Genomic DNA, 25,849 nt, shown 5'->3' with positions numbered 1-25,849 from the left:
GCCCCGCGCCCCGCCCCCCGGGACCCCCGCCCCGCGCTGTCCCCGCCCCGCACCCGGCACGGCGGGCCGGGGCCGCGGCGGCCGCGGGCCCGGGGCGGGCCGACGGCATCCGCCCCGCCGCGGGCCGGCTACGGCTCGGCGGTCTCCGCCAGGGCTGCCAGGCCGCGCAGTTGGGCCGAGGTCACCCCGTCGGGGATCGGCACCGGCGCCGGGGTGCGCAGCGGCGGCTGCCAGCCCGTCTCCGGCTCCCAGCGGCGCACGACCTTGGCCGGGGCCCCCGCCACCACGGCGTGATCCGGCACCTCGCCCCGCACGACGGCCCCCGCGGCCACCACCACGTTGCGGCCCAGCTTCGCCCCGGGGAGGATCACCGCCCCCGTGCCCAGCCAGCAGCCCGGCCCGATCTCCACCGGGGCGCTGCGCGGCCACTGCTTGCCGACGGGCTCGTGCGGGTCGTCGTAGCTGTGGTTGGTGGAGGTGATGTAGACCCCGGGCCCGCAGAACGTGTCGTTGCCGATGCTGATGCGGGCGTCCGCGATCACGTGGCTGCCCCGGCCGAGGACCACGCCGTTGCCCAGGACCAGCACCGGGTCGGGGCCGAGGTCGAGGCCGGGCATCATCCCGGCGGTCAGCGTGACCTGCTCGGCGATGATGCAGTGGCCGCCCATGCGGATCCACGGCTCGCCGAAGACGGTGCCCTGCGGGAAGGCGAGCCGGGTGCCGTCGCCGATCGCCCCGAAGCGCAGCCGGCCCGGGTTCTGCGCGGTGACCGCGCCCGCCTGCTGCATCCACCGCCAGCCCGCATGGACCGCGCGGCTGGCCACGCGGCGGCGCAGGGCCGCCAGGGATGAGAACGTGTTCTGGTTCTTCGGCACCCGGCCACGGTAGTGGGCCGCGCGCCGGACGTCCGGACCGCGTTCCTGTGATCTTCACCCCATCGCCGCCCAGGGGCGGCCCGTGCCCTACGGTGCCGGTAGCGCGGCATCCGGAAACAGAGGGAAACGATCATGACGAACCACACGGGTCAGCCCGGCCGGGCCGGCCAGGCCGGTCAGGGAGCTCTCATCGCGGCCGTGGGCGACCGGCGGCCGTCCGTGGACCCGACGGCGTTCACCGCTCCGACCTCGGTCGTGGTCGGCGACGTCACCCTGGGCCCGGGCGCCAGCGTCTGGTACTCGGCGGTGCTGCGCGGCGACTGCGGGCCGATCACGCTGGGCGCCGACAGCAACGTCCAGGACAACTGCACGCTGCACGTCGACCCCGGCTTCCCGGTGTCCGTCGGCGAGCGGGTCTCGATCGGGCACAACGCCGTCGTGCACGGCTGCACCGTGGAGGACGACTGCCTGATCGGGATGGGCGCGACCGTGCTGAACGGGGCCGTGATCGGCGCCGGTTCGCTGGTGGCCGCGCAGGCCCTGGTCCCGCAGGGCATGGTGGTCCCGCCCGGCTCCCTGGTCGCGGGCGTGCCGGCCAAGGTACGGCGGGAGCTCACCGCCGAGGAGCGCGAGCACATCAAGGTGAACGCCGCGATGTACACGGAGCTGGCGGGGCAGCACCGCGCCGCGCTGCTGCCGCAGGACTGACCGCGAGGGACCCGGCGCGACCGCACCCCCGGACCCCGGACCGGGGGCGCGGAAGCCCGATCGCCCGATCGCCCGGCGGCCGTCCGGCCCCGACCCGGGAGGGTCAGTCCGCGGCGCCCGCCGGGGCCGTCACCCGCTGGGCCGCCGCCTCCTCACGGGCGGCGGCCGCGGCCTTCTTCATCCGGGCGCGCACCACCAGCGTGACGGCGAGCCCGAGCAGCAGGGCGGCCACCAGGGCCAGCCAGGAGAACCGCTTCAGCCAGGGCTCCGCGACGATGCCGACCGTGTAGATGACCGCGGTGGTGCCGCCGGCCCACAGGACGCCGCCGAGGACGTTGGCGATCAGGAACCGCCAGTAGGGCATGCGCAGCACGCCCGCGAGCGGCCCGGCGAAGATCCGCAGCAGGGCCACGAACCGGCCGAAGAAGACGGCCCACATCCCCCACCGGTCGAACGAGCGCTCCGCCACGGCCACCTGCTCCGGCCCGAAGTGCTTCGGGAAGCGCCGGCCGAGCTTCTCCAGCAGCGGCTTGCCGCCGCGGCGCCCGATCGCGTACCCGATGGAGTCGCCGACGATCGCCCCCGCGATCGCGCAGAGCCCGAGGACCACGGGGTCGATGTGCCCTTGCTGAGAGGCCAGCAGGGCCGCGCTCACGAGGATGATCTCCCCCGGCAGCGGGATGCCCAGGCTCTCCAGTCCGATGACCAGACCCACCAGGAGATAGACACTGATCGCCGGAATCGTCTCCAGCCATTCCTGGACGTGCACCGGTTCGCCCTCCCTCGTCGTCACCGGCGCGCCCCGGGGACACGCCGAACGAGCAGCCTATCCGCTCCCCGCGACGGGCCTTGCCCGCAGCACGGGTTCCCGGGGCGAACGACCGGCGAACACCTCCCGACGGCGCGGACCGCGCGGCGGGCTGCCGGCCGCCGGGATCAGGCGTTGGGGCGCAGCGTCCAGACCACGGTCATCTCGCCCGTGACGGCCTCGTCCTCGCGCTGGATGGCGATGGTGACGGGGAACTCCGGGCGGCCGCCCGCGTCGAGCTCGGCGACGACCTCGGCGGCCGGGCGGCCGAGGGTGGCGGTGGCCGTCACGACGCCCTTGGCGAGCTTCTTGTAGCCGATCTCGGCCTTGACGGCCAGCGGCACCGCGCGCGAGAGCTGGTCGCCGAAGGCGGCCAGGACGATCGCACCGCTCGCGGACTCGGCCAGGGTGAACATCGCGCCGGCGTGCGGGCCGCCGACGTGGTTGTGGAAGTCCGGCTGGTCCGGGAGCCGGACGACGGCGCGCTCCGGAGTGGTCTCCAGGAACTGGAGGTTGAGGGTGCGGGCCATCGGCACGGTCTGGGCGAGCAGTTCGCCCACGTTCATCTGTTCTGCGCTCATGGCACGCGATGTTACCCACGAGTAGATGGACTTGGCCAGAGTCCGCGAGGGGGCGGACGTGGCTCCCGCGGGGCTCTCCCACTATGGTTACCGGCCATGTGGCCAGGACAGCAGCAGCCGCCCGGGGGACAGCAGGGCCCCCAGGACGCGCAACAGAACCCGTACCAGCAGCAGCCGGGACAGCCGAACCCGTACCAGCAGCAGCCCCAGCCGGGATTCGGACAGCAGCAGCCCGGCTACGGCTACCCGCAGGCGGGCGGTTACCAGACCCCGCCGCCGGTCCAGCCGTGGGGCCAGCCCACCCCGCAGCCGCCCGCGCCCCGGGCCTCCGGCGGGAGCCCGTTCTCGACGAAGACCGTGGCCATCGTGGCCGCCTCGGCGGTCGTCGTGACGGCGGCCGCGACCGCGGCCTTCGTACTCACCCGGGACGACAAGGGGAGCAACCAGGCGAGCAACAAGCCGGCCGCCGCCTCCTCCGCGCCCGCCACCTCCGCCGCGCCGCCCGCCCCGAGCGGCAACCCGCGCGGCGGCGGCGACGCCAAGCCCGTCATCCCGGGCTGGAAGGTGGTCATGAACCCGAAGCACGGCACCGCCTTCGACGTCCCGCCGGAGTGGAACGTGGCGAGCTCCGGGGTGATCGCCGGCTTCGAGGACTCGAAGAAGGGCGACGGCTCCCCGCTCGTCACCTTCTCCGCACCCGCCTTCCTCAAGGAGGACTGGTGCAAGGTGGACTCCAACAAGGACGGCAAGGAGGAGAGCACCGGCCTGGCCGGCACCGGCACCAAGGGCGGCCAGGGCGCCAAGGACACCGCCGGGGCCGCGCACAGCGAGGCGGGCACCTGGGTGTTCGCCGCCTTCTCGCAGAAGCTGCCGGAGGACAAGGTCAAGATCTCCGAGTCCAAGGAGTTCACCACCCTCTCCGGACTCAAGGGGCACTACGCGACGGCGACCGTCAGCGACGTCCCCAAGGAGAACAAGTGCTCCACGGACGGCAAGAGCATCGCCTTCAGCTTCCGCAACTCCAAGGGTGACTTCGCCAGCTGGGTCCTGTGGAGCGCCGCCGGGGTCCCCGGCGAGGTCGACCAGGCCACCGAAGAGAAGATCATGAGCTCGGTCCGCCTCGTCGCCAACTGACCTCACGCACCACCCCACCCCTGGGCCGATTATCCGTTTTCCGGTTATTCGTTTGGATTCTCGGCCCGGGGCGGGGGATAGTCCCCCGGTGAGCTCTCCCCCCACCGACTCCCCCGCCGCTCCGCGCCGCCTCCCCTCCTGGGCGGGCCGCAACTACGCCCTGCTGACCGGCGCCGCGGTCGTGACGAACCTCGGCAGCCACGGAGCGCTCATCGCCTCCGCCTTCGCCGTCATGGACGCGGGCGGCTCCGGCGGCGACGTCGGCCTCGTCGCCGCGGCCCGTACGCTGCCCCTCGTCCTCTTCCTGCTCGTCGGCGGCGCCCTCGCCGACCGGCTCCCGCGCCACCGCGTGATGGTCGCGGCGAACGCCCTCAACTGCCTCTCGCAGGCCGCCTTCGCGGTGCTGGTCCTCACCGGCGAGCCCCGGCTGTGGCAGATGATGCTGCTCACCGCCCTGTGCGGCACCGGCACCGCCTTCTTCAACCCGGCCGCCGAGGGCATGCTCCTGTCCAGCGTCTCGGGCGAGCACTCCAACCGCGCGTTCGCCCTCTTCCGGATGGCGATGAACGGCGCGGGCATCGGCGGCGCGGCCCTGGGCGGCGCCCTGATCGCCGCGATCGGCCCCGGCTGGGTCCTGGCCGTGGACGCGGCCGCCTTCGCCGTCGCGGGCGCCCTGCGCGCCTTCCTCGACGTCGGCCACATCGCCGAACGGACCCCGGGCGGGGGGCTGCTGGCCGACCTGCGCGAGGGCTGGGTGGAGTTCCGCTCCCGCGCCTGGCTGTGGAGCATCGTGCTCCAGTTCTCCGTCGTCGTCGCCGTGGTCGGAGCCGCCGAGTCGGTGTACGGGCCCCTCGTCGCCCGCGACCGGCTGGGCGGACCGGCACCCTGGGGGGTGGCCCTGGCCTTCTTCGGCGTGGGCACCATCGCCGGCGCCGTCCTGATGATGCTGTGGAAACCGCGCCGCCTCCTGCTGGTCGGCACCCTGTGCGTGTTCCCGCTGGCGCTGCCCTCGGCGGGCCTCGCGGTTCCGCTGCCCACCTGGGGGCTGTGCGCGGTGATGTTCGTCAGCGGCACGGCCGTCGAGGTGTTCGGCGTGAACTGGATGACGACGATGCACCAGGAGATCCCCGAGGAGAAGTTCTCCCGGGTCTCCGCCTACGACTGGTTCGGCTCGCTCTCGCTGCTCCCCCTGGCCACCGCCCTGGCCGGCCCGGCCGAGAGCGTCGTCGGCCGCACCCCGGCCCTGTGGGGCTGCGCGGCCCTGGTGATCGTCCCCACGGCCCTGGTCCTCCTCGTCCCGGAGGTCCGCCACATCACCCGCAGGCCGGTCCCCCACAAGTCCGCCGGGACCGGGCCCGCCCCCGCCGACGCGCCACCGGACGCCGCAGCCGTCACCCCACGCTGAACGCCCCCTCCGGCGGCTCCGGCGAGGCGACGGCGTCGGCGTCCGCCACCACCCCCGCGCCGCGCATGAACCGCCGCAGCCCCTCCCCCGACTCCACCCGCGCCGGGAACGCGTCCCCGGCACACCGCCGGGCCAGCGCGGCCACCGGCAGCGGGGCGTCGGAGGCCAGCAGCACCGCGTTGCCGAAGCGCCGCCCGCGCAGCACACCCGGCTCGGCGATCAGCGCGAGCTCCCCGAACGCGGCCGCGAAATTGGCCAGCTGGGCCTTCAGGAAGCCGAACGGCGCCCCGTCGGCCAGGTTCGCCGCGTAGAGCCCGCCGGGCCGCAGCACCCGGGCGGCCTGGCGGGCGTACTCCACCGAGGTCAGCTGGGCCGGCACCCGCGAACCCCCGAACACGTCCGCGACCAGGACGTCCGCGCTCGCCCCCGGAGCCCGCTCCAGCCAGGCCCGGGCGTCGGCGGCGTGCACCTCCACCCGCGCCCCGGCCGCCAGCGGCAGGTGCTCCGCCACCAGCTCCACCAGGGCCGCGTCGAACTCGACCACGGTCTGGCGGGAACCCGGCCGGGCCGCCGCGGCGTAGCGGGGCAGGGTCAGCGCGCCGCCGCCCAGGTGCAGCAGGTCCAGCGCGGCCCCCGGTTCGGCCGCGCAGTCCAGGACGTGCGCGAGGCGGCGTACGTACTCGAACTCCAGGTGCTCCGGCTCGTCGAGGTCGACGTAGGACTGCGGAGCCCCGTTCACGGTGAGCAGCCAGGCCCGCTCCCGGTCCACGTCCGGCATCAGCTTGGCGGTGCCCTGGCCCGTTTCCCGGATCACCGGGATCTGTTCGTCGCTCACCCCACCATTGTCGGGCGGTCCTAGGGGGTGTCCGACCAGACGGCCGCCGCCCCGGCCGCGTGCGCGGCGGCCTGGGCCAGACCCGCCCGCGCCGCGGGTGCCCGCCGGGCGGGGTCGAGCACGTTGCGGCCGAAGGCCTTGCGGGCCTCCGGGGACGGGGTGATCAGCAGCACCCGGGCCCCCTCGGCCCGCAGCCGCCCGGCCTGCCGGAGGGGGGACGGGAGCTTCCCCGCTCCGAAGGGGAGCGGGGCGAGGATCACCACGCGCCGGTAGCCGGCCGCCAGGTCGGCGTTGACGGCGGAGCGGATGCCGCCGTCCATGTACCGGCGGCCGTCGACGGTGACGGGCGGCCAGACCCCGGGCACGGCGCAGCTCGCCGCGACGGCGTCCACCAGCCCCACCCCGCGCTCCCGGTCGAAGACGGCGCTCTCTCCGGTCAGCGTGTCGACCGCGGTCACGACCAGACGCCGCTCGGGCCACTCGTGCGAGACGAGCCGGGCCTTCAGGACCTCGCGCCGTTCCGTTTCGTCGGGAGTGTCCGCGGCGAGGGCCATCGCGCCGACCCGCCGACGGTACTCGGCGGCGTCGCGCGAGCGCAGCATGGCGACGGCGTACCGGGCGAGGAGGCCCGCGCCGAACCTGGCCGGCGCCTCACCCGCCGGGTCGGCGAGCTGGCGCTCGTACAGTTCGGCCGGGGTGAGCAACCCGGAGGCGAGCTGGGCGCCCACCACCGAGCCGGCGGAGGTGCCGACGACGAGGTCGGCGCCGGTGAGGTCCACGCCGGCGCGGGCGAGCCCGTAGAGGATCCCCGCCTCCCAGCCGATGCCGGTGAGACCGCCCCCGCCGAGCACCAGGGCCGTGTCACGCGCCCCCTCGCCCTTCGTGTCCCCGCTCATCGCCGACGCTCCTCACCCGCTCGACCGCGCTCCCGTGTGGTGACGGCAGTCTGGCAGGGCCGGACCGCCGCCACCACGGGCGGGGGCTACCCGAGGACCTCGCTCACCGTCCCCGCGCCGACGGTGCGCCCGCCCTCGCGGATCGCGAAGCCGAGGCCCGCCTCCAGGGGCACGTCCCGGCCCAGCTCGACGGTCATGGTGACCGTCTCCCCCGGCCGGGCCACCCCGGCCGCGCCGAGGTCCACGTCCCCCACCACGTCGGCGGTGCGGATGTAGAACTGCGGCCGGTAGCCGGAGGAGAGCGCCGTCGTCCGGCCGCCCTCCCGCGCGGAGAGGACGTACACCTGCGCGGTGAACCGCCGCCGCGGGGCCACGCTGCCGGGCGCGGCGACCACGTGCCCGCGCCGCACCCCGTCGCGGTGCACCCCGCGCAGCAGCAGCGCGACGTTGTCCCCCGCCTCGGCGGACTCCATGGGCTTGCCGAAGGTCTCCAGGCCCGTGACGACGGTCTCCACGGGCTCACCCTCGCCGCCGAGGAGCGCCACGCGGTCGCCGAGCCGGACGGTGCCCCGCTCGACCGCGCCGGTCACCACGGTGCCGCGGCCGGTGATGGTCAGGACGTTCTCGACCGGCAGCAGGAACGGCGCGTCCGTGTACCGCACGGGCATCGGCACGTACGTGTCCACGGCGTCGAGCAGCGCCTCGATCGCCGCCGTCCAGCGCGGGTCGCCCTCCAGCGCCCCGAGCCCGGAGACCCGTACGACCGGGGCCTCGTCGCCGCCGTAGCCGTGGGCGCTGAGCAGCTCGCGGACCTCCAGCTCGACCAGGTCGGTCAGCTCCGGGTCGCCGGCGTCGGCCTTGTTGAGGGCCACCACGATGTGGTCCACCCCGACCTGCCGGGCCAGGAGCACGTGCTCGGCGGTCTGGGGCATGACCCCGTCGAGGGCGGAGACGACGAGGATGGCCCCGTCGAGCTGGGCCGCGCCGGTGACCATGTTCTTGACGTAGTCGGCGTGGCCGGGCATGTCGACGTGGGCGTAGTGGCGGGTGTCGGTCTCGTACTCGACGTGGGTGAGGTTGATGGTGATGCCGCGCCGGGCCTCCTCGGGGGCGCGGTCGATCCGGTCGAACGGCACGAAGGAGGCGCCGCCGCGCTCGGCGAGGACCTTGGTGATGGCGGCGGTGAGGGTGGTCTTGCCGTGGTCGACGTGCCCCATGGTGCCGATGTTGAGGTGCGGCTTGGTGCGGGCGAAGGCCGTCTTGGCCATGATGTCTTTCCCGTGTCTCGAAGCTGGAACGGGGACCCCTGGAGCGAACCGACCCTCCCCCTGCGGGGTCCGCCGGACGATCCGGGAAGGGTCAGCTTCGTGCGCCGTCGAACGCGGCGAATGCCGCTGCGGCGAAGGCCTCTGCCAGGGCGACCGCCGCGGAGGCGGGGAGGGCAGCCTTCGGCGCGTCCGCGACTGCGGACGGCGCTGCGGTGAAGGCGTACCGGGACATGCCGCTGATCCTGCCCGAGGGGCCGCGTCGCGTCGAACGAATTACCGCCGGGGCCCGTTCCGTTGCCGGACGCCCACCGCTGCCGCGCCCGGCTCCCTTCGTCCGGTTGAGGCCTGGATTACGGCGGGGCGGCGCGCCTGTCGGTTAATCTCCCCGGATGTCCCTCCTCCTCGCGCCGTGGACGCGGCTGTCGCTGCTCGTCGTACTGCTCGTGGCGGCCGGGGTCTGCGTCCTGGTCTACGAGCCCCAGCGGCTGCTGTCCCAGGGCTGGCCGGCCGGGCTCCCGGTGGGCATGGCCGTGCTGCTGTTCGCGGGGGCCTACGGGCTGTGCACGGCGGCGTTCGTGCCGCGCCCGCTGCTGAACCTCGCCGCGGGGGCGGTCTTCGGCAGCTGGTTCGGCCTGGCGGCGGCCGTCGGCGGCACGGTGCTGGGGGCCGGGATCTCCTTCGGGCTGGGGCGGGCCATGGGCCAGGAGGCGCTGCGCCCGTTCCTGCGCGGGCGCTGGCTGAAGGCGGCCGACGCCCAGCTGAGCGGGCACGGCTTCCGTTCCGTGCTGGCGGTCCGGATCTTCCCCGGGGTGCCGTTCGCCGCGGCCAACTACCTGGCGGCGGTCTCCCGCTGCGGCTGGCTCCCGTTCCTGCTGGCCACGGCCCTCGGCACGGTGCCCAACACGGCCGCGTACGTGATCGCGGGAGCCAGTGCCTCCGCCCCCGGATCCCCCGCGTTCCTCGTCTCGTTCGGGTTCATCACCGTCTCCGGTGTGGTCGCCGCAGCGGTCGCCTGGCGCAAGCGGGACCGGCTCGCGGCCCCGGCCGGGCGCGAGGCCTCGTCCGTACACCCCCCTGTGGTCGGTGCCGCACCCCACGGGCCCTAGCATCGGACCCGAACTGCCCGACGATCACAAGGACGAGCACCCACCGACATGAGCTGGTTCGAATCCCTAATCCTCGGTCTCGTCCAAGGTCTCACGGAATTCCTCCCGATCTCCTCCAGTGCCCACCTGCGGCTGACGGCCGCGTTCGCCGGCTGGCACGACCCGGGTTCGGCCTTCACGGCGATCACCCAGATCGGCACCGAGGCCGCCGTGCTGATCTACTTCCGCAAGGACATCGCGCGGATCGTCTCGACGTGGTTCCGCTCGCTCTACACCAAGTCGCTGCGCTCCGAGCAGGACGCGCGGATGGGCTGGCTGGTCATCGTCGGCTCGATCCCGATCGGCGTCCTCGGCCTCGTCTTCAAGGACCAGATCACCGGCCCGGCCCGTGACCTGCGGCTGACCGCCACCACCCTGATCGTGATGGGCCTGATCCTCGGCTTCGCCGACTGGCTGGCCTCGCGGGACGAGCAGGGCGGCCGGCACCGGGTGGTCAAGCAGCGCAAGACGCTCAAGGAGCTGGGCGTCAAGGACGGTCTGATCTTCGGCGTGTGCCAGGCGATGGCGCTGATCCCGGGCGTCTCGCGCTCGGGTGCGACGATCTCCGGCGGTCTGCTGCTGGGCTTCACGCGCGAGGCGGCGGCCCGCTACTCCTTCCTGCTGGCCATCCCGGCCGTGCTGGCCTCGGGCGCCTTCGAGATCAAGGACGTGATCGAGAGCCCCGGCCACATCACCTGGGGGCCGACGATCTTCGCCACGGTGATCGCCTTCTTCGTGGGCTACGCCGTCATCGCGTGGTTCATGAAGTTCATTTCCAGCAAGAGCTTCATGCCGTTCGTGATCTACCGGATCCTGCTCGGCATCGCGCTGTTCGTGCTGATCGGCATGGGCGTGCTGGAGGCGGAGGCGGGCGCGTCCGGCAGCTAGCACGGCCGCCAGGACCCGACGCGTACGCGACGGAGGCCGCCCGGGAACGTTCCCGGGCGGCCTCCGCGTCGTTGTGCCCGGTGAGACCTGAACGGCGAGCAATCGGGGGTGTCCCATGGGTCGGGTGGTACTGGAGCGTTTTCCGGCGGGGAGTCCGCGCGGCAGCTGGCCCGCGGAGGAGTACGCGGCCCAGCGGATGCGCGAGGGCGTGCCGGCGGAGGTGGTGATGGACCTGGCCAGTGACGCCTTCCTGGTGGTGATCCGGCAGCGGGAGGCGCATTCCGGCCACTGAGCCGCGTCGGTAAGATCCCGTGGCCGCACGCCCCTTGGCCTCGTGGGCCGCCGGCCGCACACTGACCCGATGACGCAGCGTGTGGACCTGGCGACGGTGATGGACCGGCTGGCGGTCGACGAGGTGGTCTCGGCGTACGCGGCGGCCGTCGACGACGGCGACTGGGCCGCCTACCGCGCCCTGTTCACCCCCGGCGGGCGCGCCGACTACGGCTCGGCAGGCGGGATCGAGGGGCCGGCCGGGGAGGTGGCCGACTGGCTCGCGCAGGCCATGCGGCTGTTCCCGGTGCGCCAGCACCTCATCGTCAACCGGCGGATCCTGCTGGAGGACCGGGACGGCTCCCCCGGGGACACGGCGCGCGTGCTGGCCGACTTCCTGAACCCGATGCGGCTCGCCGGCGAGGGGGACACGGGCACCGCCCCCAACTTCGTCGCCGCCGGGCGCTACACCTTCACGCTCGCCCGCACCGCCGACGGCTGGCGGCTCACCGGGGTGACCGTGCACGAGAAGTGGCGCCACGTGCAGGCCTGAACGCCGGCCGGGAGGTTGCGGGCGCGGCCCGCCGGATGCGGTCCCACACTGGAGGCGGAGGCACGTCATGGTCGCGGAGCTGAGCGGGCGGAGCCGGCGGAACGGGTCCCACGGGCCCTACCGGCGGGGCGGTCGCACCGGTCCGGGCCGGCCGGACCCCGCGGGCCCGCGCGGCCGGCGGTGGCGGGCCGCGGGCGCGGTCGTCGCCGGGGCACTGCCCTGCCTGGCCTTCCCCGCCCCGGCGCTGTGGTGGCTGGCGTACGTGGCCCTCGTGCCCTGGATGCTGCTGCTGCGCTCCGCCCCCACCGGGCGGCGGGCGGCGCTGGAGGGCTGGCTGGGCGGGGCGGGGTTCGTCGTCGCGGTGCACCACTGGCTGCTGCCGAGCCTGCACGTGTTCCTCCTGCCCCTCGCCGCGCTGCTGGGGCTGCTGTGGATCCCCTGGGCGCTGCTGGTACGGGAGTTGCTGGGCGGGGCTCCGGGTCCGGGCCGGGCCGGGGTCGCGCTGCTCCTCGTACCGGCGGGGTGGCTGCTGTCGGAGCTGGCCCGGTCCTGGCAGGGGCTGGGCGGGCCGTGGGGGCTGCTGGGGGCCAGTCAGTGGCAGGTTCCGGCGGCGCTGCGGCTGGCCTCCGTGGGCGGGGTGTGGCTGGTGAGCCTGCTGGTGGTCGCGGTGAACTGCTCCGTGGTGCTGCTGGTCGCCGCGCCGGGGGCCCGGGTGGCGGCGGTGGCCTCGGTGGCGGGGTGCGCGGTGCTGGCGGGCGTGGTGTGGCAGTGGCTGCCGCGCCCGGAGCCGGCGGGCGGGCTGCGGGTGGCCGTCGTGCAGCCCGGCCCGGTGGAGGAGGCGGACGGCGGCGCGGAGCGGCGGTTCGCCGTCGAGGAGCGCCTGACGGCGGACCTGGCGGGCACGCACCCGGATCTGGTGGTGTGGGGCGAGAGCAGCGTCGGCGCGGACCTGGCGGCGCGGCCCGACCTGTCCCGGCGGCTGGCGCAACTCTCCGCGCGGGTCGGCGCCCCGCTGCTGGTCAACGTGGACGGCCGCCGCTCGGACCGGCCGGGGATCTACAAGAGCTCGGTGCTGGTCGGGCCCCAGGGACCCACCGGCGACCGGTACGACAAGATGCGGCTGGTGCCCTTCGGCGAGTACATACCGGCCCGGTCCCTGCTGGGCTGGGCGACCTCGGTGGGCAAGGCGGCGGGCGAGGACCGGATGCGGGGCGCCGGGCCGGTCATCATGGACCTGCCGGACGGCACCCGGATCGGTCCGCTGGTGTGCTTCGAGTCCGCCTTCCCCGACATGAGCCGGTACCTGGCCGACGAGGGGGCCGGGGTGCTGGTCGCCCAGTCGTCGACCTCGACCTTCCAGCACAGCTGGGCGCCGGCCCAGCACGCCTCGCTGGCGGCCCTGCGCGCCGCCGAGACCGGGCGGCCCATGGTGCACGCCACCCTGACCGGGATCAGCGCCGTCTACGGGCCCGAGGGCGAACGGATCGGCGCCACCCTGCCCACCTCGGCGAGCACGGCGGCCGTGTACGAGGTGCCGCTGGCCCGGGGCACGACCCTCTTCGTCCGGTTCGGGAACTGGCCCGGCGGCGCCTGCCTGGCCGCGCTCGGCCTGTACTGCGCGGTCCGGGGCGCCGGGGCGGTCAGGGCCGCGCGTTCTGCTCCAGCGCCGTCAGCACCACCCGCTCGCACAGCTCGTGGGTGAGCAGCGCGTCCCGGGCACCGAGCACCTTGCCGCCCTCCACCGCCTCCAGGAAGGTGTCGACGGCCTGCTCGATCCCGCGCTGGCGGGCCACGGGGACCCAGTCCCCGCGCCGGCGCACCGTCGGCTGCCCCTTGTGGTCGATGACCTCGGCGAGGTTGACGACCTGGCGCTTGGAGTCCTGCCCGGAGACCTCCAGGACCTCCTCGGTGGAGCCGGAGAGCCGGTTCATGATGCCGAGGGCGGTGAACCCCTCACCGGACATCTGGAGCACCACCTGCGACATCAGCCCCTCGCGCACCACGGCGCGGACGTCGATGTGGTCGGCCTCGCCGGGCAGCAGGAAGCGGAGGGTGTCGACGACGTGGATGAAGTCGTCGAGCACCAGGGTGCGCGGGTCCTCGGGGAGCCCGACCCGGTTCTTCTGCAGGACGATCAGATCGCGCGGGAGGTCGGCGCACTGCGCGTACCCGGGCGCGTGGCGGCGGTTGAAGCCGACGAAGAGGGAGGTGCCGCGCTCCTCGGCCAGCTCGACCAGGCGGCGGGAGTCGGCGAGTTCGTAGGCGAGCGGCTTGTCCACGTACGTGGGCACGCCCGCCTCCAGCAGCCGCTCCACGATCTCGGGGTGGACGGCGGTCGGGGCGTGCACGAAGGCGGCGTCCAGGCCCTGGGCGATCAGCGCGCCGAGGGAGGCGTGGCGGCGGCCCTCGGGGACGTGGTGGACCGCGCCGAGCCGCTCCAGCGTGGCGTGGGTGCGCGTCTGCAGGTGCAGTTCGACCCCGGGGCGGGTGGTGAGCACGGGCAGGTACGCCTTCTGCGCGATGTCGCCGAGTCCGATGACGCCGACCTTCACCGGGAGCCTCCTGGTACGTGCCGTGTGCCGTGTGGGACTCCGCAGCATAATCGCTGGTCGCCGGTGGCGCGTTCGGCCAGGATGGCGGCCATGACCACCTCCACGGGAAACCACCGCACCGAACCCTCCACCACCGCCGGCGAGCGCGAGATGCTGGACGGCTGGCTGGAGTACCACCGCGCCACCCTCGCCTGGAAGTGCGAGGGCCTCGTCGACGAACAGCTGCGCGCCACCCCGCTGCGGCCCTCGGCGCTGAGCCTGATGGGCCTCGTGCGGCACATGGCGGAGGTGGAGCGGTACTGGTTCCGGGAGATCTCCCTCGGCGAGGACCTGCCCGATCTGTACAGCACCCGGGAGAACCGGGACGGGGACTTCGAGTTCGCCGCCGCGGACACCTGGGCCGACGCGGAGCGGGTCTGGCACGAGGAGGTCGAGCTCGCCCGCGCGGCCGCCGCGGGCCGTTCCCTCGACGCGGTCTCGGACGCCGCGAGCCACCACCGGGGCGAGGTGTTCAGCCTGCGCTGGATCTACACGCACATGATCGAGGAGTACGCCCGGCACAACGGGCACGCCGACCTCCTGCGCGAGCACATCGACGGGGCCACCGGCGAGTAGCGGGGCCGCGGGGCGGGCGCTGTCCGCCGGACACCGCCTCCGCGTCACCCGTGCGGGGTGAATATCGGCTCAGGGTTTTCGCAACGGGTCCCTCGCACAGCAGAGTTGCGCGGGTGCATCCAACCCGAACCTCGACGAAACTGCTCCTCGGAGCCGCCTGCGCCGTCTCGGCGGCCTCGGCGGTCTCCGGCTGCGTGAACGTGAGCCCCGCGCCGATGCGGCCGGCCGGTTCCCCCTCCGACGCGGCGGCGCCCCGGCACGAGCCGCGCGGGGGCCCCGGAGCGCTGCCGGTGGTGGTCCAGGCGCCCGCCCTGGAGGCGCTGAAGGCGGTCCCCCGGGACGGCGCCGGGCGCCCGTCGGCGCCCACGGCCGCCGGCCGGGGTACGGCACGCACCGCACCGGGCGGCCCCGCGCAGGCCGTGGAGGCGCAGGAGGCGCCGGGGGCCGTGCCCGACATCCCCGAGCCCCGCAGGCCCGCCGGGCACGCCGAGCGGCTGCCCGGGGGCCTTCCCGGGGCGGTACGGCCCGACGCCCAGGTACCGCGCGAGCTGGTGCGGGAGCTCCCGGTCCGCCCGGCGGACGTGTGCGCGCTGGGCCGCCGGCACGGGCACTGGAAGCCGGACAGCCCGGAGGCCCGCATCTGCGCGGGCGTCCACGAGGGCTGAAGGGGGCGGGCGGCCCTTCAACGACAGGGCTTAGGGAGACTGCTCGGGGAAGGGCCGGGGGCCCGGCCCCGCCTCCGCCACGAGCCGGCGCTCCAGGCGGGTGATGGCGTCGCGGACCCCGTTGCCGTACGCGTCGTCGGGCAGGGCCCGGGTGGCGGCACGGGCCCGTGCGAGGTGGACCCGGGCCGCCTCGGGGCGCTCCAGCTTGACGTAGTCGGCCGCGAGGCTGAGGTGCAGCGAGGGGTAGAAGACGCGCACCGCCTCGCCGAGCCCGTCGGCGGCACTGAGGGCCCTCAGGTCCCAGGCCAGTTCGTCGCCGGGGTCGTCCTGGGTGTCGGCCATGTAGTGCGCGAGGGTGCAGCGGTGGAGGGAGTCGCCCTCCTCGCCGATCTCGGACCAGATCTCGCAGAGCCGGTTGCGGGCCTCCTCGCGGTCCCCGGCGTGCAGCAGGATGACCGCCTGGCCGATCCTGGTCATGACGGCGTCCTCCGACGCCTCCTGCTGCTGCTCCGTCAACGGGGCCTCCGGCTCGCTCCGCCGGACCTGGTCCGGTCCGGTCGTCAAGAAGCTAACCGGAGGCACCGGCTCTGGCGCCGAGGCGCGGTGGGGTGTCAGCCCAGGTCCGGGATCCGCCAGTCGATCGGCTCATGGCCCTGCGCGGCGACGGCCTCGTTGATCTGCGTGAAGGGCCGGGAGCCGAAGAACTTCTTGGCCGACAGCGGCGAGGGGTGGGCGCCCTTGACGATGACGTGCCGGTCCTGGTCGATCAGCGGGATCTTCTTCTGGGCGTAGGCGCCCCACAGGACGAACACGGACGGGTCGGGGCGGTCGGACACGGCGCGGATCACCGCGTCGGTGAACTTCTCCCAGCCCTTGGCCTTGTGCGAGTTGGGCTCGGCCTCGCGGACGGTGAGCACGGCGTTCAGCAGGAGGACACCCTGCTGCGCCCACGGCATCAGGTACCCGTTGTCCGGGACCTCCAGGCCGAGCTCCTCCTTCATCTCCTTGTAGATGTTGCGCAGCGAGGGCGGGGTCTTGACCCCGGGCTGCACGGAGAAGCACAGGCCGTGCCCCTGGCCGGCGCCGTGGTACGGGTCCTGCCCGAGGACGAGCACCTTCACCTTGTCGAACGGCGTGGCCTCCAGGGCCGCGAAGACCTGCTCGCGCGGCGGGTAGACCGGCCCGTTCGCCCGCTCCTTCTCGACGAACTCGGTGAGCTCCTTGAAGTAGGGCTGGTCCAGCTCCCCGCCGAGGACGGGCAGCCAGGACTCGGGCAGCATCTGGGTCACGTCGACAACCTCCGGTACAAGTTCGTGCAACTCCTCAGAACCTACCGGGCCCCACTGACAACGCCGCGCCCCGGGCGCCCGAGCGCCCGGGGCCCGCGGTCACCAGCTGGTCTTGCGGTACAACTCCCACATCTGCATGGCGGTCTGGGGGTCCAGCGCCCGCTCGGCCCCGGCGATGTCCTCGCGGGCGCCCACGTAGAGCTTGCCCTGCCACAGCGGCAGCAGCCGGACGTCCTGCGCGAAGATCTGCTGGGCCGTCTCGAACTCCTTGACGCCGGCCGAGCGGTCGCTCTCGCGGCGGGACTTGGGCAGGATCTCGTTCTGGATCGTGGGGTTCTCGTACGGGGTGCCGACCGCGTTCTCCTTGCCGACGAACGGCGCGATGAAGTTGTCCGGGTCCGGGAAGTCGGGGAACCAGCCTCGGCCGAAGACCGGGTACTCGCCGTTCTTGTAGCCGACCTGGAAGTCCTTCCAGGGCTTGCCCCGCAGCGTGATCTTGAACAGCCCGCTCTCGTCCAGCTGCCGCTTGATCTCGGTGAACTCGTCGGCCGTGGAGCCGCCGTAGCGGTCCGTGGTGTACCAGAACGTCAGCTCCACGGGCGCGGTGATCCCGGCGGACTGGAGGATCTTGCGCGCCTTGGCCACGTCGGCGTTGCCGTACAGGTCGTAGAAGGGCGTCTTGTGGCCCACGACGCCCTTGGGGACCATCGAGTACAGCGGCTCGGCGGTGCCCTGGTAGACCTTGGTGACGAGCGCGCCGCGGTCGATGACCTGGGCGATGGCCTGGCGCACCTGCACCTTGGCGATCTGCGGGTCCTTGGGGTTGAAGACCAGGTAGCGGATCTCGGAGCCGACGTTCTCGACGACCTGGACGCCCTGGTTGTGCGAGGCGGGGCTCTGCAGGTCCTTGATCTCCGGCGCCGACAGGCCTCGGTAGGTGGCGTCGATCTCCTTGTTCTTGAGGGCCGCCACCATCTGGTCGGACTTCTTGAAGTAGCGGATGGTCACCGCGTCGTTACGGCGGTTGGCGAAGCCCTGGTAGCCGTCGTAGCCGTCGAGGACGGCCTCGCCGCCGTCCTTGTACGAGGTGAGCAGGTACGGGCCGGAGCCGGTGACCTTGCCGTCCGAGCGGAGCTTGTCGGCCGGGTACTCCTTGGGCGCGACCAGCGAGGCGGCGGGCGAGCCGAGGACGTAGGGGAAGGTCGCGTCGGGGGTCTTCAGGTGGAAGACGACCGTGAGCGGGTCCGGGGCCTCGATCTTGTCCAGGCTCTCGAAGAGGCCCTTGGGACCGACCTGGGAGTTGATCGTCCTGATCCGGTCGAGGGAGTGCTTGACCGCCTTGGAGTCGAGCGCCTCGCCGTCGGAGAACTTCAGGCCCTTGCGCAGGGTGCACCGGTAGGCCATGTTCGCCGTGTCGGTCCAGTCGCAGTTCTGGGCGGCGTCCGGCTGCGGCTTGGTGCTGCCCGTCGGGAACGCCAGAAGGGTCTGGTAGATGTTCCGGTAGAGCTCCCAGGAGCCGTCCCAGGCCGCGGCGGGGTCGAGGGTGCTCGGCGCGCTCGTGGTTCCGACGGTGATCCTCTTCGCCGCGGCGTCGGCGTCGTCCGAAAGCAGACCGCATCCGGCGAGCAGGGATATGGACGCAAGGGCCGCAGTGATCTGCAGGCATCTGGTCCGGTTGAACACGTGCACGCTCCTCGATCAGCCACCGGGTGCGGCAGACCCTACCGCAGAGCGTCACACATCCAATGGGCAGGTTTCATGAGGCTCTTGACCGATTTCGCGCGTGTTCGATACGTATTTGCCTCCCATTGGGAGGCAAATACGTCCGGTTATCGGTCAGTGCACACCGGCATTCAGGAACATTCCCCCGTCGACGACCAGGGTTTGTCCAGTAATCCATTCCGCTTGTGCAGATGTAAGAAATGCGGCCGCTCCCCCGATGTCCTCCGGGACCCCGAGCCGGCCGAGCGGATAGGCCGCCGAGGCCTCCTGCTCGCGGCCCTCGTAGAGCGCCTGGGCGAACCTCGTCTTGACCACGGCCGGCGCGATCGCGTTGACCCGGACCCGGGGCGCCATCTCGTGCGCGAGCTGGAGCGTGAGGTTGATCATCGCGGCCTTGCTCATCCCGTACGCCCCGATGAAGGGCGAGGCGGAGACCCCGGCGATCGAGGCGATGTTCACGATCGCCCCGCCGTTGTCCTTCTGCCAGGCGTGCCAGGTCCGCTGGGCGAAGCCGAGGGCCGAGATCACGTTGGTCTCGAAGACCTTGCGGGCCACCTGGAGGTCCAGGTCGGCGATCGGCCCGAAGACCGGATTGGTGCCCGCGTTGTTCACCAGGAAGTCGACGCGGCCGAAGGCCTCCATCGCCCGCTCCACGGCGACGGCCTGGTGGGCCTCGTCGTGCGCCTTCCCGGCCACGCCGATCACCCGGTCCGACCCGAGCCGTTCGACGGCCTCCTTGAGCGCGTCCTCGTTGCGCCCGGTGATCACGACCCGGTCGCCGCGGGCGACCAGCGCCTCGGCGATCCCGTAGCCGATGCCCCGGCTCGCCCCGGTGACCAGTGCGGCCTTGCCGCTGTCCGTGCCGTTGTACGTCATGCCGTACGCCCTGCCTCTCGGGGATGTGGTCAGTTGAGCGGGCCGCCGGCCACGTAGAGCACCTGGCCGGAGACGAAGCCCGCGTCCTCGCCGGTGAAGAAGGCGATGGCGTTGGCCACGTCCGCCGGGACGCCCACGCGCTGCACGGGGATCTGGGAGGCGGCGGCGAGCTGGAACTCCTCGAAGCCCATGCCGACGCGGGCCGCGGTCTGCGCGGTCATCTCGGTCGCGATGAAGCCGGGGGCGACGGCGTTGGCGGTGACGCCGAACTTGCCGAGCTCGATGGCCAGGGTCTTGGTGAAGCCCTGCAGCCCGGCCTTGGCGGCGGCATAGTTGGCCTGGCCGCGGTTGCCGAGCGCGGAGCTGCTGGAGAGGTTGACCACACGGCCGAACTTGGCCTCGACCATGTGCTTCTGACAGGCCCGCGCCATCAGGAACGCACCGCGCAGGTGCACGTTCATGACGGTGTCCCAGTCGGTGTCGCTCATCTTGAAGAGCAGGTTGTCGCGGAGCACGCCCGCGTTGTTCACGAGGATCACCGGGGCGCCCAGCGTGCTCGCGACCCGCTCGACGGCCGCCTCGACCTGGGCGGCGTCGGAGACGTCGCAGCCGACCGCCAGGGCCTTGCCGCCGGCCGCCGTGATGGCCTCGACGGTGTCCTTGCAGGCCGCCTCGTCCAGGTCGATCACGGCGACCGCCCGGCCCTCGGCGGCCAGGCGCAGGGCGGTGGCCGCGCCGATGCCCCGGGCCGCCCCGGTCACGATCGCGACGCGCTGCTCGGTGGTGGACATGCTGGTTCTCCTCGCCCTCGAGAGCGGCCGCCCGAGGTGAGCAACCGCTTAGTAGCTTCAGCTGAGGAGACGCTAGGAGTCGTGGCACCGCGTGTCAACGGGGCCCGGCCCGGCGGCGGTCGCGCCGCGGGCCGGGGACCGCCCGGTCAGCGGACCAGCAGGTCCAGCAGCCGCTCCACCTCCGCGGCGGGATCCGCCGTCAGGCCGGTGTGCACCGGCCCGGGCTGGACCACCGTGCTGCGGGGGGCGATCAGCCACCGGAACCGCCGCCCCGGATCGTCCCCGGCCGCCTGGCCCGCCCGTTCGCCGCCCTCGCACAGCCCCTCGACCCCGCGCAGCGCGGCCCGGACCCCGGCCACGTCGGCCTTGGGATCCAGGGCGAGGAGCTTGGCCTCGTCCAGGTGGGTGCGCGCGGCGACGTAGGAGTGCGCCCGGCAGTAGACGATGACGCCGGCGTTGAAGCACTCGCCGCGCTCCATCCGGGGCACCACGCGCACCAGCGCGTATTCGAACACGTCCCGCTTGGTCACTCGTCGCCGCTCTTCTGCTTGTTCTTGTTCTTGTCCGACTGGGGAGGGAGGCGCTCGGCGAGCCAGCCCGGAGGGCCGGACTGCGGCCGGACCTCGGCCTCCATGGTGATCCTCTCGTGGATCGTGGCCGCGCGCGGCAGCAGCGCCGCCACGTAGGCGCGCCGCACCGCGTCGGTGGAGTCGAAGCCGGGTTCGTCGACGAGCCACTCGTCGGGGACGTCGGCGGCGACCTCGGTGAGCAGCTCCTCGGTGACGAGGGGGGCCAGCTCGGCGGCGGCTGCGGCGATGTCCGGGCCGACGGGGGCCAGGACGTGGTCGGAGGCGTTGTAGGGCTTGGCGGCCGCGGCCTGGGCGGTGGGCCAGTTGTGGTGCCAGATCATCGTGGCGCCGTGGTCGATGAGCCACAGGTCCCCGTGCCAGACCAGCATGTTCGGGTTGCGCCAGGACCGGTCGACGTTGTTGATCAGCGCGTCGAACCAGACGACGCGCCCGGCCTCGACCGGGTCGGCCCGGTAGGCGAGCGGGTCGAAGCCGATCGAGCCGGGCAGGTAGTCCATGCCGAGGTTGAGCCCGCCACTGGCCTTGAGCAGCTCCTGGACCTCCTGGTCGGGCTCGGCGAGCCCGATGACGGGGTCGAGCTGCATCTGCACCAGCCGCGGGACCCGCAGCCCCAGGCGCTGGGCGAGGCGTCCGCAGACGACCTCGGCGACCAGGGTCTTGCGTCCCTGGCCGGCTCCGGTGAACTTCATGACGTAGGTACCGAGGTCGTCGGCCTCGACGATTCCCGGGAGCGAGCCGCCCTCACGCAGGGGCGTGACGTAGCGCGTCGCGATCACTTCGGACAACATCCGGCCAGGTTACGGCGGTCAGCGGTGTGGCGCCCACTGCGAAAGCAGCTCGTCGGCCGTGGTGATCGTCGCCACCAGGACGAGCGAGTTGCGGATCACCTCGGCGGTGCAGGAGGCGGGCACGCCGGCGATGGCGTCGGCGGGGACGACGACCTCGTAGCCGAGGTTCACGGCGTCGAAGACGGTGTTCGGGACCGCGATGTTGGACGAGACCCCGGTGACGACGAGGGTCCGGACGCCGAGGTTGCGCAGCAGGGCGTCCAGGTCGGTTCCGGCCATCGGGGAGAGCCCGTGCAGCCGGCGGACCACCAGGTCCCGCGCCTCCACCGTGATCGGGGCGGCCACCTCCACGGCACGGCTGCCGGTCAGCTGGCGCACCGGCAGCCTTCCGGCCGCCCGGAACAGCCGCGCGTTGGCGTTGGCCCCGAGCCCGTCGGGGCGCCGCTCGGCGACCGCGTGGACCACCTGCACCCCGGCCCCGCGCGCGGCGGCGACCAGCGCCGCGACCCGGTCGAGCATCCCGGAGTCCCGGGCCTCCTTGGCCAGCTCGGGCAGGGCGCTCTCCTCGCCGACGACCCCGTTCTGGCATTCGACGGTGAGCAGCGCGGTGGTGGCGGGATCGAACTCCGGCATGGCTCCCCCTGGTGCGTCGACGGAAGAGGACGCATGATTCCTGACACACAGTCAGATGTGAAGGGGTGCGGGACGGATGGACGGGACGCGCGAGGAGCGGGGGCAGCGGCGGGGCCGCCGCATCATGATGACCGGCGAGGAGGTGGACGCCTTCCTGCGCGAGCAGCGCACCTGCCGGGTGGCCACGGTCTCCCCGGACGGCCGGCCGCACGTGGGCGCCCTGTGGTTCGCCTGGGACGGCACCTCGCTGTGGCTGTACTCGATCACCCGCAGCCGCCGCTGGTCGGACCTGCGGAAGGACCCCCGGATCTCGGTGGTGGTGGACGCGGGAGAGGAGTACGGGGAGCTGCGCGGGGTCGAGCTGTCCGGGACGGCGGTCTTCGTCGGCGAGGCGCCGCGCACCGGGGAGCCGTGCCCCGAGCTGGAGGAGGCGGAACGGATCTTCCCCCGGAAGAACTTCGGCCTGGAAGAGATGCCGCACGACGGCCGGCACGCCTGGGTCCGGCTGACCCCGGACACGGTCGTCTCCTGGGACTTCAGCAAGATCTAGGCGTCGGCCTCCACCGCGGCGGCCGCCGCCCGCAGGGCCTCGACGGCGGCGCGGATCGAGGGCCGCCGGTCGGCGTCGGCACGCCGGACGGCGTAGACGTGGCGCCGCACGGTGTCGCACACGGGCAGCAGGCGCACCCCCGGCGGCACCGGCCCGCGGCCCAGCCGGGGCGTCACGCACACGCCCAGCCCGGCCTCGACGAAGGCGAGCTGGGTGTGGTGCTCCTCGGCGATGTGCGCGACGCGCGGCTCGACGCCCGTGCCGCGCAGGGTGAAGACCAGCCACTCGTGGCAGAACTGCCCCTCGTTCCAGGAGATCCAGTCGTCCTCGGCGAACTCGGCGAGGGAGATCTGCGTCCGGCCGACGAGCGGGTGGCCGTGCGGGACGGCGATGTCGACGCCGTCGTCCAGGAGGTGGGTCCGGGTCAGCTCGGCCGGGACCGGCATCCGCTTGTTGTGCCAGTCGATGGCCAGGGCCATGTCGAGGTCGCCCCGGACCACCGCGAGCATGGCCTCCTCGGGCTCCTTCTCCCGCACCAGCACCCGCAGTTCGGGGTGGTCGGCCCGCAGGGAGGTCAGGGTCCGGGGCAGCAGTCCGCGCATGGCCGTGGGGAAGGCCCCGATCCGCAGCTCCCCCACCGCGCGGCCGCGCTGGGCCTCGACGTCGGCCTGCGCCAGCTCCACCTGCGAGATGATCCGGGCGGCGTGGCCGGCGAGGACCCGCCCGGCGTCGGTGAGCCGAACCCCCCGGCCGTTCTTGGCCAGCAGGGGCTGGCCGACCTCCCGCTCCAGCTTGGCCATCTGCTGGGAGACCGCCGACGTGGTCACGTGGAGGCCGCAGGCCGCCCCGCTGACCGAGCCGTGGCGGGCGAGGGCGTCGAGGGTGCGCAGGCGCTCCAGGTTCAACATGTAAGCGATGCTACGCCGTCACTCTCAGAGAATCTCGCTTGTCCTACGAGATCGTGCGCAGGAGAGTGAGGCCCATGAGCGCACCCGCCACACCCCGCCGCACCTCCCCTTCCCCCTCCCCCTCCGTCGCCCGCCCGTCCGCCCCGCCGCGCGGATCCGCCCGTACCGCCCGTGCCGCCGGTCTCGACTGGCGCGTCCGGTTCGCCCTCCTCTCGGTGGTGTGGGGGTTCAGCTTCCTGTTCATCAAGGTGGGCACGGGGGCCTTCGCGCCCTTCCAGGTCGCCCTCGGCCGGGTGTTCTTCGGGGCGCTCGCCCTGCTGGCGGTGCTGCTGGTGCGCCGTGAGCCGCTCCCGCGGGGCCGGCGCACCTGGGGGCACCTGGCGGTGGCCGCGCTGCTGCTGAACACGGCCCCCTTCGCCCTGTTCGCCTACGCCGAGCAGACCATCTCCTCGACCCTGGCGGGGATCTGCAACGCGACCTCCCCGCTGTGGGGCATGGCGCTCTCCCTGGTCGCCCTCTCCGAGGACCGCCCCACGCGCCGCCGGTTCGCGGGGCTGGGCATCGGCTTCCTCGGGGTGCTGACCGTCCTCGGCGCCTGGCAGGGCTTCACCGGCGTCGACGCGAAGGGCACCGCCCTGGCCCTGCTGGCTTCGCTCTGCTACCCGATCGGCTGGATCTACGTCCGGCGCACCCTGGCGGGGACCTCCGGCTCGCCGGTCGCGATGACTGGGGCGCAGCTGATGGTCTCGACGCTCCAGCTGGCCGCCGTCAGCGCCCTGTTCACCTCGGCCCCCACGTCCTTCCCGCTGTGGCCGACGCTCGCGGTGGTCACCCTGGGGGCGCTGGGCACGGGGGCGGCGCTGCAGATGCAGTACGGCCTGGTGTCGGAGATCGGGCCGACCACCGCGCAGATGGTCACGTACTTCATCCCGGTGATCGCCACCGCGGCGGGCGTCCTGGTCCTGGGCGAACAGCTGCACTGGAACACGCCGGTGGGCGCGCTGGTCGTCCTCGCGGGAGCCGCCCTCACCCAGGCCCGCCCCCAGCCCGCGAAGAGGGGCTGACCCGCATGTCGGAGCGCGTCTTGCGACGCGGCCGCCCGGCCCCCGCCGCACCGCGCGGCGGGGGCCTTCGCGCGCCCGTGCTCAGTCGAAGCGCGCGCCGGCCGCCGGGCGCACCGCCGCCGCCACGGCGTCGGCCAGGGGGTCCACGTCCCGGCGGTGCAGGGTGGAGACCGTGATCCGCACCCCGGGCCCCGCCTCCACCCGGTAGACGGCTCCGGGGCGCACCGCCCAGCCCGCCGTCAGCAGCCGGGTGACCACCGCCGTCTCGTCGGCGACCGGTACCCACACGTTCATCCCGCTGCGCCCGTGCGCCGCCACCCCCCGCTCGGCGAGCGCGTCGACGAGCCCGTCCCGGCGCAGCCCGTACGAGCGGGCCACCGCCGCCCGGTCCACCGCGCCGGTGGTCCACAGCTCGACCACGGCGCTCTGCAGCAGCCGGCTGACCCAGCCCGGGCCCAGCCGCTGCCGGCCCCGCACCCGGTCCATCGTCACGGCGTCGCCCGTGAGCACGGCGAGCCGCAGGTCGGGGCCGTACGCCTTGGCGGTGGAGCGGATCAGCGCCCAGTGCCGGGTGACCCCGCCCAGCGTGCAGAGCGGCAGGTCCACGATGCCCTCGCCGTGGTCGTCCTCGATGAGCAGCACCTCGGGCCGGCCTGCCAGCAGTTCCCGCAGCAGTGCCGCCCGCTCCGGGCCGACCGCGGCCCCGGTCGGGTTCTGGGCGCGGGCCGTCACCACCAGCGCCCGGGCCCCGGCCTCCAGCGCCCGCGCCACCGCCTCCGGCCTCGGCCCCCGGTCGTCGACGGCCACCGGCAGCACCCGCAGTCCCAGCGCCGGGACCAGGTCCAGCACGCTCCCCCAGCCCGGGTCCTCGACCGCCACCGCGTCCCCGGGCCGCAGGTGCGCGGCCAGGACCCGTTCGATGCCGTCGAGCGCCCCCGAGGTCACCCCGAGGGACCCGGCCGGGACCCCGTCGGCGTCGAACCGGGCGCGGGCGAGGCGGGCCAGGTCGGGGAGGACCGGGTCGTCCCCGTAGCGGGTGGGGGCCTGCGCGTGGCGGCGGGCCGCGGCGGCCAGCGCTCCGTCGAGGGAGGGCAGCAGCGACAGGTCCGGGTTGCCGTGCGCGACGTCCCGTACGCCTTCGGGCACGTCCGGGCGGAGGGCGTCGCGCGGGGCGCTGGCGGGCCGCCCCCGCACCCGGCTGCCGCGCCGCCCGTCGGTCTCGATGATCCCGCGCTCGCGCAGGGACCGGTAGGCGGCCGCCACGGTGTTGGGGTTCACCCCCAGCTCGCCGGCCAGTTCCCGCATCGGCGGCAGCAGCGCTCCGGGTGCGAGGGCGCCGGATCCGACGCCCGCCTCGATGCTGGCCGCGATTTCCGATGCGCGGCGCCCACTGATCGTATATTCTCCTAGCACAAAGCCAATTATGCACTAGTACAACGG

Annotated in this window: 29 protein-coding genes; 12 read left to right on the top strand and 17 right to left on the bottom strand. The window is 73.8% G+C overall.

Annotated elements, in window-relative coordinates; genetic code table 11:
* Positions 1–128 precede the first annotated feature (128 nt).
* A complete protein-coding gene (locus ACFVXK_RS13715) occupies positions 129–875 on the bottom strand; it encodes an acyltransferase (RefSeq protein ID WP_389611693.1) in 747 nt (248 codons plus the stop codon).
* Positions 876–1,007: 132 nt separating this feature from the next.
* Here ACFVXK_RS13715 and ACFVXK_RS13710 point away from each other — a divergent pair, with 132 nt between their 5' ends.
* The gene (locus ACFVXK_RS13710; protein WP_389611692.1) at positions 1,008–1,583 is read left to right on the top strand and encodes a gamma carbonic anhydrase family protein; all 576 of its coding nucleotides are present in this window, start codon (positions 1,008–1,010) and stop codon (positions 1,581–1,583) included.
* A 103-nt stretch (positions 1,584–1,686) separates the two neighbouring features.
* Here the strand turns inward: ACFVXK_RS13710 and ACFVXK_RS13705 are convergent, their stop codons facing one another.
* Together ACFVXK_RS13705 and ACFVXK_RS13700 are read right to left on the bottom strand one after the other, a co-directional pair.
* The gene (locus tag ACFVXK_RS13705; protein WP_389611698.1) at positions 1,687–2,352 is read right to left on the bottom strand and encodes a DedA family protein; all 666 of its coding nucleotides are present in this window, start codon (positions 2,350–2,352) and stop codon (positions 1,687–1,689) included.
* A 167-nt stretch (positions 2,353–2,519) separates the two neighbouring features.
* A complete protein-coding gene (locus ACFVXK_RS13700; RefSeq protein WP_389611691.1) occupies positions 2,520–2,972 on the bottom strand; it encodes a DUF4442 domain-containing protein in 453 nt (150 codons plus the stop codon).
* Positions 2,973–3,068: 96 nt separating this feature from the next.
* Here ACFVXK_RS13700 and ACFVXK_RS13695 point away from each other — a divergent pair, with 96 nt between their 5' ends.
* Positions 3,069–4,106, top strand: a complete 1,038-nt coding sequence (locus tag ACFVXK_RS13695) for a hypothetical protein (RefSeq protein WP_389611690.1) — start codon at positions 3,069–3,071, stop codon at positions 4,104–4,106.
* Positions 4,107–4,194: 88 nt separating this feature from the next.
* Positions 4,195–5,511 carry an MFS transporter gene (locus ACFVXK_RS13690; protein WP_389611689.1) on the top strand — a complete coding sequence of 439 codons (1,317 nt, stop codon included), beginning with the start codon at positions 4,195–4,197 and terminating at the stop codon, positions 5,509–5,511.
* Here ACFVXK_RS13690 and ACFVXK_RS13685 read toward each other — a convergent pair.
* From ACFVXK_RS13685 to tuf, 3 genes are all read right to left on the bottom strand, one after another.
* Positions 5,498–6,289 carry a spermidine synthase gene (locus ACFVXK_RS13685; RefSeq protein ID WP_389611697.1) on the bottom strand — a complete coding sequence of 264 codons (792 nt, stop codon included), beginning with the start codon at positions 6,287–6,289 and terminating at the stop codon, positions 5,498–5,500. The two genes, ACFVXK_RS13690 and ACFVXK_RS13685, sit on opposite strands and share 14 nt — an antisense overlap.
* A gap of 77 nt (positions 6,290–6,366) precedes the next feature.
* Positions 6,367–7,242, bottom strand: a complete 876-nt coding sequence (locus ACFVXK_RS13680) for a patatin-like phospholipase family protein (protein ID WP_389611687.1) — start codon at positions 7,240–7,242, stop codon at positions 6,367–6,369.
* 86 nt (positions 7,243–7,328) lie between these two features.
* Positions 7,329–8,510: an elongation factor Tu gene (gene tuf, locus ACFVXK_RS13675; RefSeq protein WP_389611685.1), complete on the bottom strand. Its 1,182-nt coding sequence runs from the start codon at positions 8,508–8,510 to the stop codon at positions 7,329–7,331.
* A 389-nt stretch (positions 8,511–8,899) separates the two neighbouring features.
* Between tuf and ACFVXK_RS13670 the strand changes: the two genes are divergently transcribed.
* The 5 genes from ACFVXK_RS13670 (at position 8,900) to lnt (ending at position 13,068) form a co-directional block, all read left to right on the top strand.
* The gene (locus tag ACFVXK_RS13670) at positions 8,900–9,616 is read left to right on the top strand and encodes a TVP38/TMEM64 family protein (RefSeq protein ID WP_389611683.1); all 717 of its coding nucleotides are present in this window, start codon (positions 8,900–8,902) and stop codon (positions 9,614–9,616) included.
* 48 nt (positions 9,617–9,664) lie between these two features.
* A complete protein-coding gene (locus ACFVXK_RS13665) occupies positions 9,665–10,543 on the top strand; it encodes an undecaprenyl-diphosphate phosphatase (RefSeq protein ID WP_389611682.1) in 879 nt (292 codons plus the stop codon).
* 115 nt (positions 10,544–10,658) lie between these two features.
* Positions 10,659–10,835, top strand: coding sequence for a hypothetical protein (locus ACFVXK_RS13660; RefSeq protein WP_094191774.1), 177 nt, complete (start codon positions 10,659–10,661; stop codon positions 10,833–10,835).
* A gap of 69 nt (positions 10,836–10,904) precedes the next feature.
* Positions 10,905–11,366, top strand: coding sequence for a nuclear transport factor 2 family protein (locus ACFVXK_RS13655; protein WP_389611681.1), 462 nt, complete (start codon positions 10,905–10,907; stop codon positions 11,364–11,366).
* Between the two features lie 67 nt (positions 11,367–11,433).
* Positions 11,434–13,068 carry an apolipoprotein N-acyltransferase gene (gene lnt, locus ACFVXK_RS13650; protein WP_389611680.1) on the top strand — a complete coding sequence of 545 codons (1,635 nt, stop codon included), beginning with the start codon at positions 11,434–11,436 and terminating at the stop codon, positions 13,066–13,068.
* Here the strand turns inward: lnt and ACFVXK_RS13645 are convergent.
* Positions 13,007–13,918 (bottom strand): Gfo/Idh/MocA family protein, encoded by a 912-nt coding sequence (locus ACFVXK_RS13645; RefSeq protein ID WP_389611679.1) that lies wholly within the window; start codon positions 13,916–13,918, stop codon positions 13,007–13,009. The two genes, lnt and ACFVXK_RS13645, sit on opposite strands and share 62 nt — an antisense overlap.
* A gap of 90 nt (positions 13,919–14,008) precedes the next feature.
* Between ACFVXK_RS13645 and ACFVXK_RS13640 the strand changes: the two genes are divergently transcribed.
* Both ACFVXK_RS13640 and ACFVXK_RS13635 read left to right on the top strand, forming a co-directional pair.
* Complete coding sequence (locus ACFVXK_RS13640) at positions 14,009–14,533, top strand: DinB family protein (protein ID WP_389611678.1); 525 nt, start codon at positions 14,009–14,011, stop codon at positions 14,531–14,533.
* A 113-nt stretch (positions 14,534–14,646) separates the two neighbouring features.
* Positions 14,647–15,198 carry a hypothetical protein gene (locus tag ACFVXK_RS13635; RefSeq protein ID WP_389611677.1) on the top strand — a complete coding sequence of 184 codons (552 nt, stop codon included), beginning with the start codon at positions 14,647–14,649 and terminating at the stop codon, positions 15,196–15,198.
* A gap of 30 nt (positions 15,199–15,228) precedes the next feature.
* Here the strand turns inward: ACFVXK_RS13635 and ACFVXK_RS13630 are convergent, their stop codons facing one another.
* The 8 genes from ACFVXK_RS13630 to ACFVXK_RS13595 form a co-directional block, all read right to left on the bottom strand.
* On the bottom strand, positions 15,229–15,675 hold the full coding sequence (locus tag ACFVXK_RS13630; RefSeq protein ID WP_389611696.1) for a hypothetical protein: 447 nt from the start codon (positions 15,673–15,675) through the stop codon (positions 15,229–15,231).
* 134 nt (positions 15,676–15,809) lie between these two features.
* Positions 15,810–16,478, bottom strand: a complete 669-nt coding sequence (locus ACFVXK_RS13625) for a uracil-DNA glycosylase (RefSeq protein WP_389611695.1) — start codon at positions 16,476–16,478, stop codon at positions 15,810–15,812.
* A 108-nt stretch (positions 16,479–16,586) separates the two neighbouring features.
* Positions 16,587–18,170: an ABC transporter substrate-binding protein gene (locus ACFVXK_RS13620; protein ID WP_389611676.1), complete on the bottom strand. Its 1,584-nt coding sequence runs from the start codon at positions 18,168–18,170 to the stop codon at positions 16,587–16,589.
* Between the two features lie 153 nt (positions 18,171–18,323).
* The gene (locus ACFVXK_RS13615; protein WP_389611675.1) at positions 18,324–19,085 is read right to left on the bottom strand and encodes an SDR family oxidoreductase; all 762 of its coding nucleotides are present in this window, start codon (positions 19,083–19,085) and stop codon (positions 18,324–18,326) included.
* A gap of 29 nt (positions 19,086–19,114) precedes the next feature.
* Positions 19,115–19,876, bottom strand: a complete 762-nt coding sequence (gene fabG, locus ACFVXK_RS13610; RefSeq protein ID WP_079424777.1) for a 3-oxoacyl-ACP reductase FabG — start codon at positions 19,874–19,876, stop codon at positions 19,115–19,117.
* Positions 19,877–20,022: 146 nt separating this feature from the next.
* The gene (locus ACFVXK_RS13605) at positions 20,023–20,406 is read right to left on the bottom strand and encodes a DUF3037 domain-containing protein (RefSeq protein ID WP_389611674.1); all 384 of its coding nucleotides are present in this window, start codon (positions 20,404–20,406) and stop codon (positions 20,023–20,025) included.
* Positions 20,403–21,254: a HipA family kinase gene (locus ACFVXK_RS13600; RefSeq protein ID WP_389611673.1), complete on the bottom strand. Its 852-nt coding sequence runs from the start codon at positions 21,252–21,254 to the stop codon at positions 20,403–20,405. Before ACFVXK_RS13600 ends, ACFVXK_RS13605 begins: the two co-directional genes overlap by 4 nt.
* 18 nt (positions 21,255–21,272) lie before the next feature.
* A complete protein-coding gene (locus ACFVXK_RS13595) occupies positions 21,273–21,887 on the bottom strand; it encodes a cysteine hydrolase (RefSeq protein ID WP_389611672.1) in 615 nt (204 codons plus the stop codon).
* Positions 21,888–21,963: 76 nt separating this feature from the next.
* Here ACFVXK_RS13595 and ACFVXK_RS13590 point away from each other — a divergent pair, with 76 nt between their 5' ends.
* Entirely contained in the window at positions 21,964–22,437 is a 474-nt protein-coding gene (locus ACFVXK_RS13590) for a pyridoxamine 5'-phosphate oxidase family protein (protein ID WP_389611671.1), read from the top strand.
* On the opposite strand, the gene ACFVXK_RS13585 is transcribed toward ACFVXK_RS13590, so the two are convergent.
* On the bottom strand, positions 22,434–23,345 hold the full coding sequence (locus ACFVXK_RS13585) for a LysR family transcriptional regulator (RefSeq protein WP_389611670.1): 912 nt from the start codon (positions 23,343–23,345) through the stop codon (positions 22,434–22,436). The genes ACFVXK_RS13590 and ACFVXK_RS13585 overlap by 4 nt on opposite strands.
* 74 nt (positions 23,346–23,419) lie before the next feature.
* Here ACFVXK_RS13585 and ACFVXK_RS13580 point away from each other — a divergent pair, with 74 nt between their 5' ends.
* On the top strand, positions 23,420–24,409 hold the full coding sequence (locus tag ACFVXK_RS13580) for a DMT family transporter (RefSeq protein ID WP_389611669.1): 990 nt from the start codon (positions 23,420–23,422) through the stop codon (positions 24,407–24,409).
* Between the two features lie 81 nt (positions 24,410–24,490).
* Here ACFVXK_RS13580 and ACFVXK_RS13575 read toward each other — a convergent pair whose 3' ends face one another.
* Positions 24,491–25,822 carry an aminotransferase class I/II-fold pyridoxal phosphate-dependent enzyme gene (locus tag ACFVXK_RS13575; protein ID WP_389611668.1) on the bottom strand — a complete coding sequence of 444 codons (1,332 nt, stop codon included), beginning with the start codon at positions 25,820–25,822 and terminating at the stop codon, positions 24,491–24,493.
* Positions 25,823–25,849: the final 27 nt, after the last annotated feature.

It is taken from the genome of Streptomyces sp. NPDC058157 (genome assembly GCF_042884105.1).
Taxonomy (GTDB): Bacteria; Actinomycetota; Actinomycetes; order Streptomycetales; family Streptomycetaceae; genus Streptomyces.
This window is presented reverse-complemented; position numbering and strand designations above follow the sequence as displayed.

Bases quoted from the DNA above. Each gene is read 5' to 3' on its own strand.
- ACFVXK_RS13585 (WP_389611670.1), bottom strand. From the start codon at position 23,345: ATGTTGAACCTGGAGCGCCTGCGCACCCTCGACGCCCTCGCCCGCCAC.
- ACFVXK_RS13595 (WP_389611672.1), bottom strand. From the start codon at position 21,887: ATGCCGGAGTTCGATCCCGCCACCACCGCGCTGCTCACCGTCGAATGC.
- ACFVXK_RS13660 (WP_094191774.1), top strand. From the start codon at position 10,659: ATGGGTCGGGTGGTACTGGAGCGTTTTCCGGCGGGGAGTCCGCGCGGC.
- ACFVXK_RS13665 (WP_389611682.1), top strand. From the start codon at position 9,665: ATGAGCTGGTTCGAATCCCTAATCCTCGGTCTCGTCCAAGGTCTCACG.
- ACFVXK_RS13590 (WP_389611671.1), top strand. From the start codon at position 21,964: ATGGACGGGACGCGCGAGGAGCGGGGGCAGCGGCGGGGCCGCCGCATC.
- lnt (WP_389611680.1), top strand. From the start codon at position 11,434: ATGGTCGCGGAGCTGAGCGGGCGGAGCCGGCGGAACGGGTCCCACGGG.
- ACFVXK_RS13600 (WP_389611673.1), bottom strand. From the start codon at position 21,254: ATGTTGTCCGAAGTGATCGCGACGCGCTACGTCACGCCCCTGCGTGAG.
- ACFVXK_RS13670 (WP_389611683.1), top strand. From the start codon at position 8,900: ATGTCCCTCCTCCTCGCGCCGTGGACGCGGCTGTCGCTGCTCGTCGTA.
- ACFVXK_RS13685 (WP_389611697.1), bottom strand. From the start codon at position 6,289: ATGCCGGACGTGGACCGGGAGCGGGCCTGGCTGCTCACCGTGAACGGG.
- ACFVXK_RS13630 (WP_389611696.1), bottom strand. From the start codon at position 15,675: ATGACCAGGATCGGCCAGGCGGTCATCCTGCTGCACGCCGGGGACCGC.
- ACFVXK_RS13710 (WP_389611692.1), top strand. From the start codon at position 1,008: ATGACGAACCACACGGGTCAGCCCGGCCGGGCCGGCCAGGCCGGTCAG.
- ACFVXK_RS13700 (WP_389611691.1), bottom strand. From the start codon at position 2,972: ATGAGCGCAGAACAGATGAACGTGGGCGAACTGCTCGCCCAGACCGTG.
- ACFVXK_RS13580 (WP_389611669.1), top strand. From the start codon at position 23,420: ATGAGCGCACCCGCCACACCCCGCCGCACCTCCCCTTCCCCCTCCCCC.
- ACFVXK_RS13625 (WP_389611695.1), bottom strand. From the start codon at position 16,478: ATGCTGCCCGAGTCCTGGCTGCCCGTCCTCGGCGGGGAGCTGGACCAG.
- ACFVXK_RS13695 (WP_389611690.1), top strand. From the start codon at position 3,069: ATGTGGCCAGGACAGCAGCAGCCGCCCGGGGGACAGCAGGGCCCCCAG.
- tuf (WP_389611685.1), bottom strand. From the start codon at position 8,510: ATGGCCAAGACGGCCTTCGCCCGCACCAAGCCGCACCTCAACATCGGC.
- fabG (WP_079424777.1), bottom strand. From the start codon at position 19,876: ATGTCCACCACCGAGCAGCGCGTCGCGATCGTGACCGGGGCGGCCCGG.
- ACFVXK_RS13615 (WP_389611675.1), bottom strand. From the start codon at position 19,085: ATGACGTACAACGGCACGGACAGCGGCAAGGCCGCACTGGTCACCGGG.
- ACFVXK_RS13655 (WP_389611681.1), top strand. From the start codon at position 10,905: ATGACGCAGCGTGTGGACCTGGCGACGGTGATGGACCGGCTGGCGGTC.
- ACFVXK_RS13680 (WP_389611687.1), bottom strand. From the start codon at position 7,242: ATGAGCGGGGACACGAAGGGCGAGGGGGCGCGTGACACGGCCCTGGTG.
- ACFVXK_RS13640 (WP_389611678.1), top strand. From the start codon at position 14,009: ATGACCACCTCCACGGGAAACCACCGCACCGAACCCTCCACCACCGCC.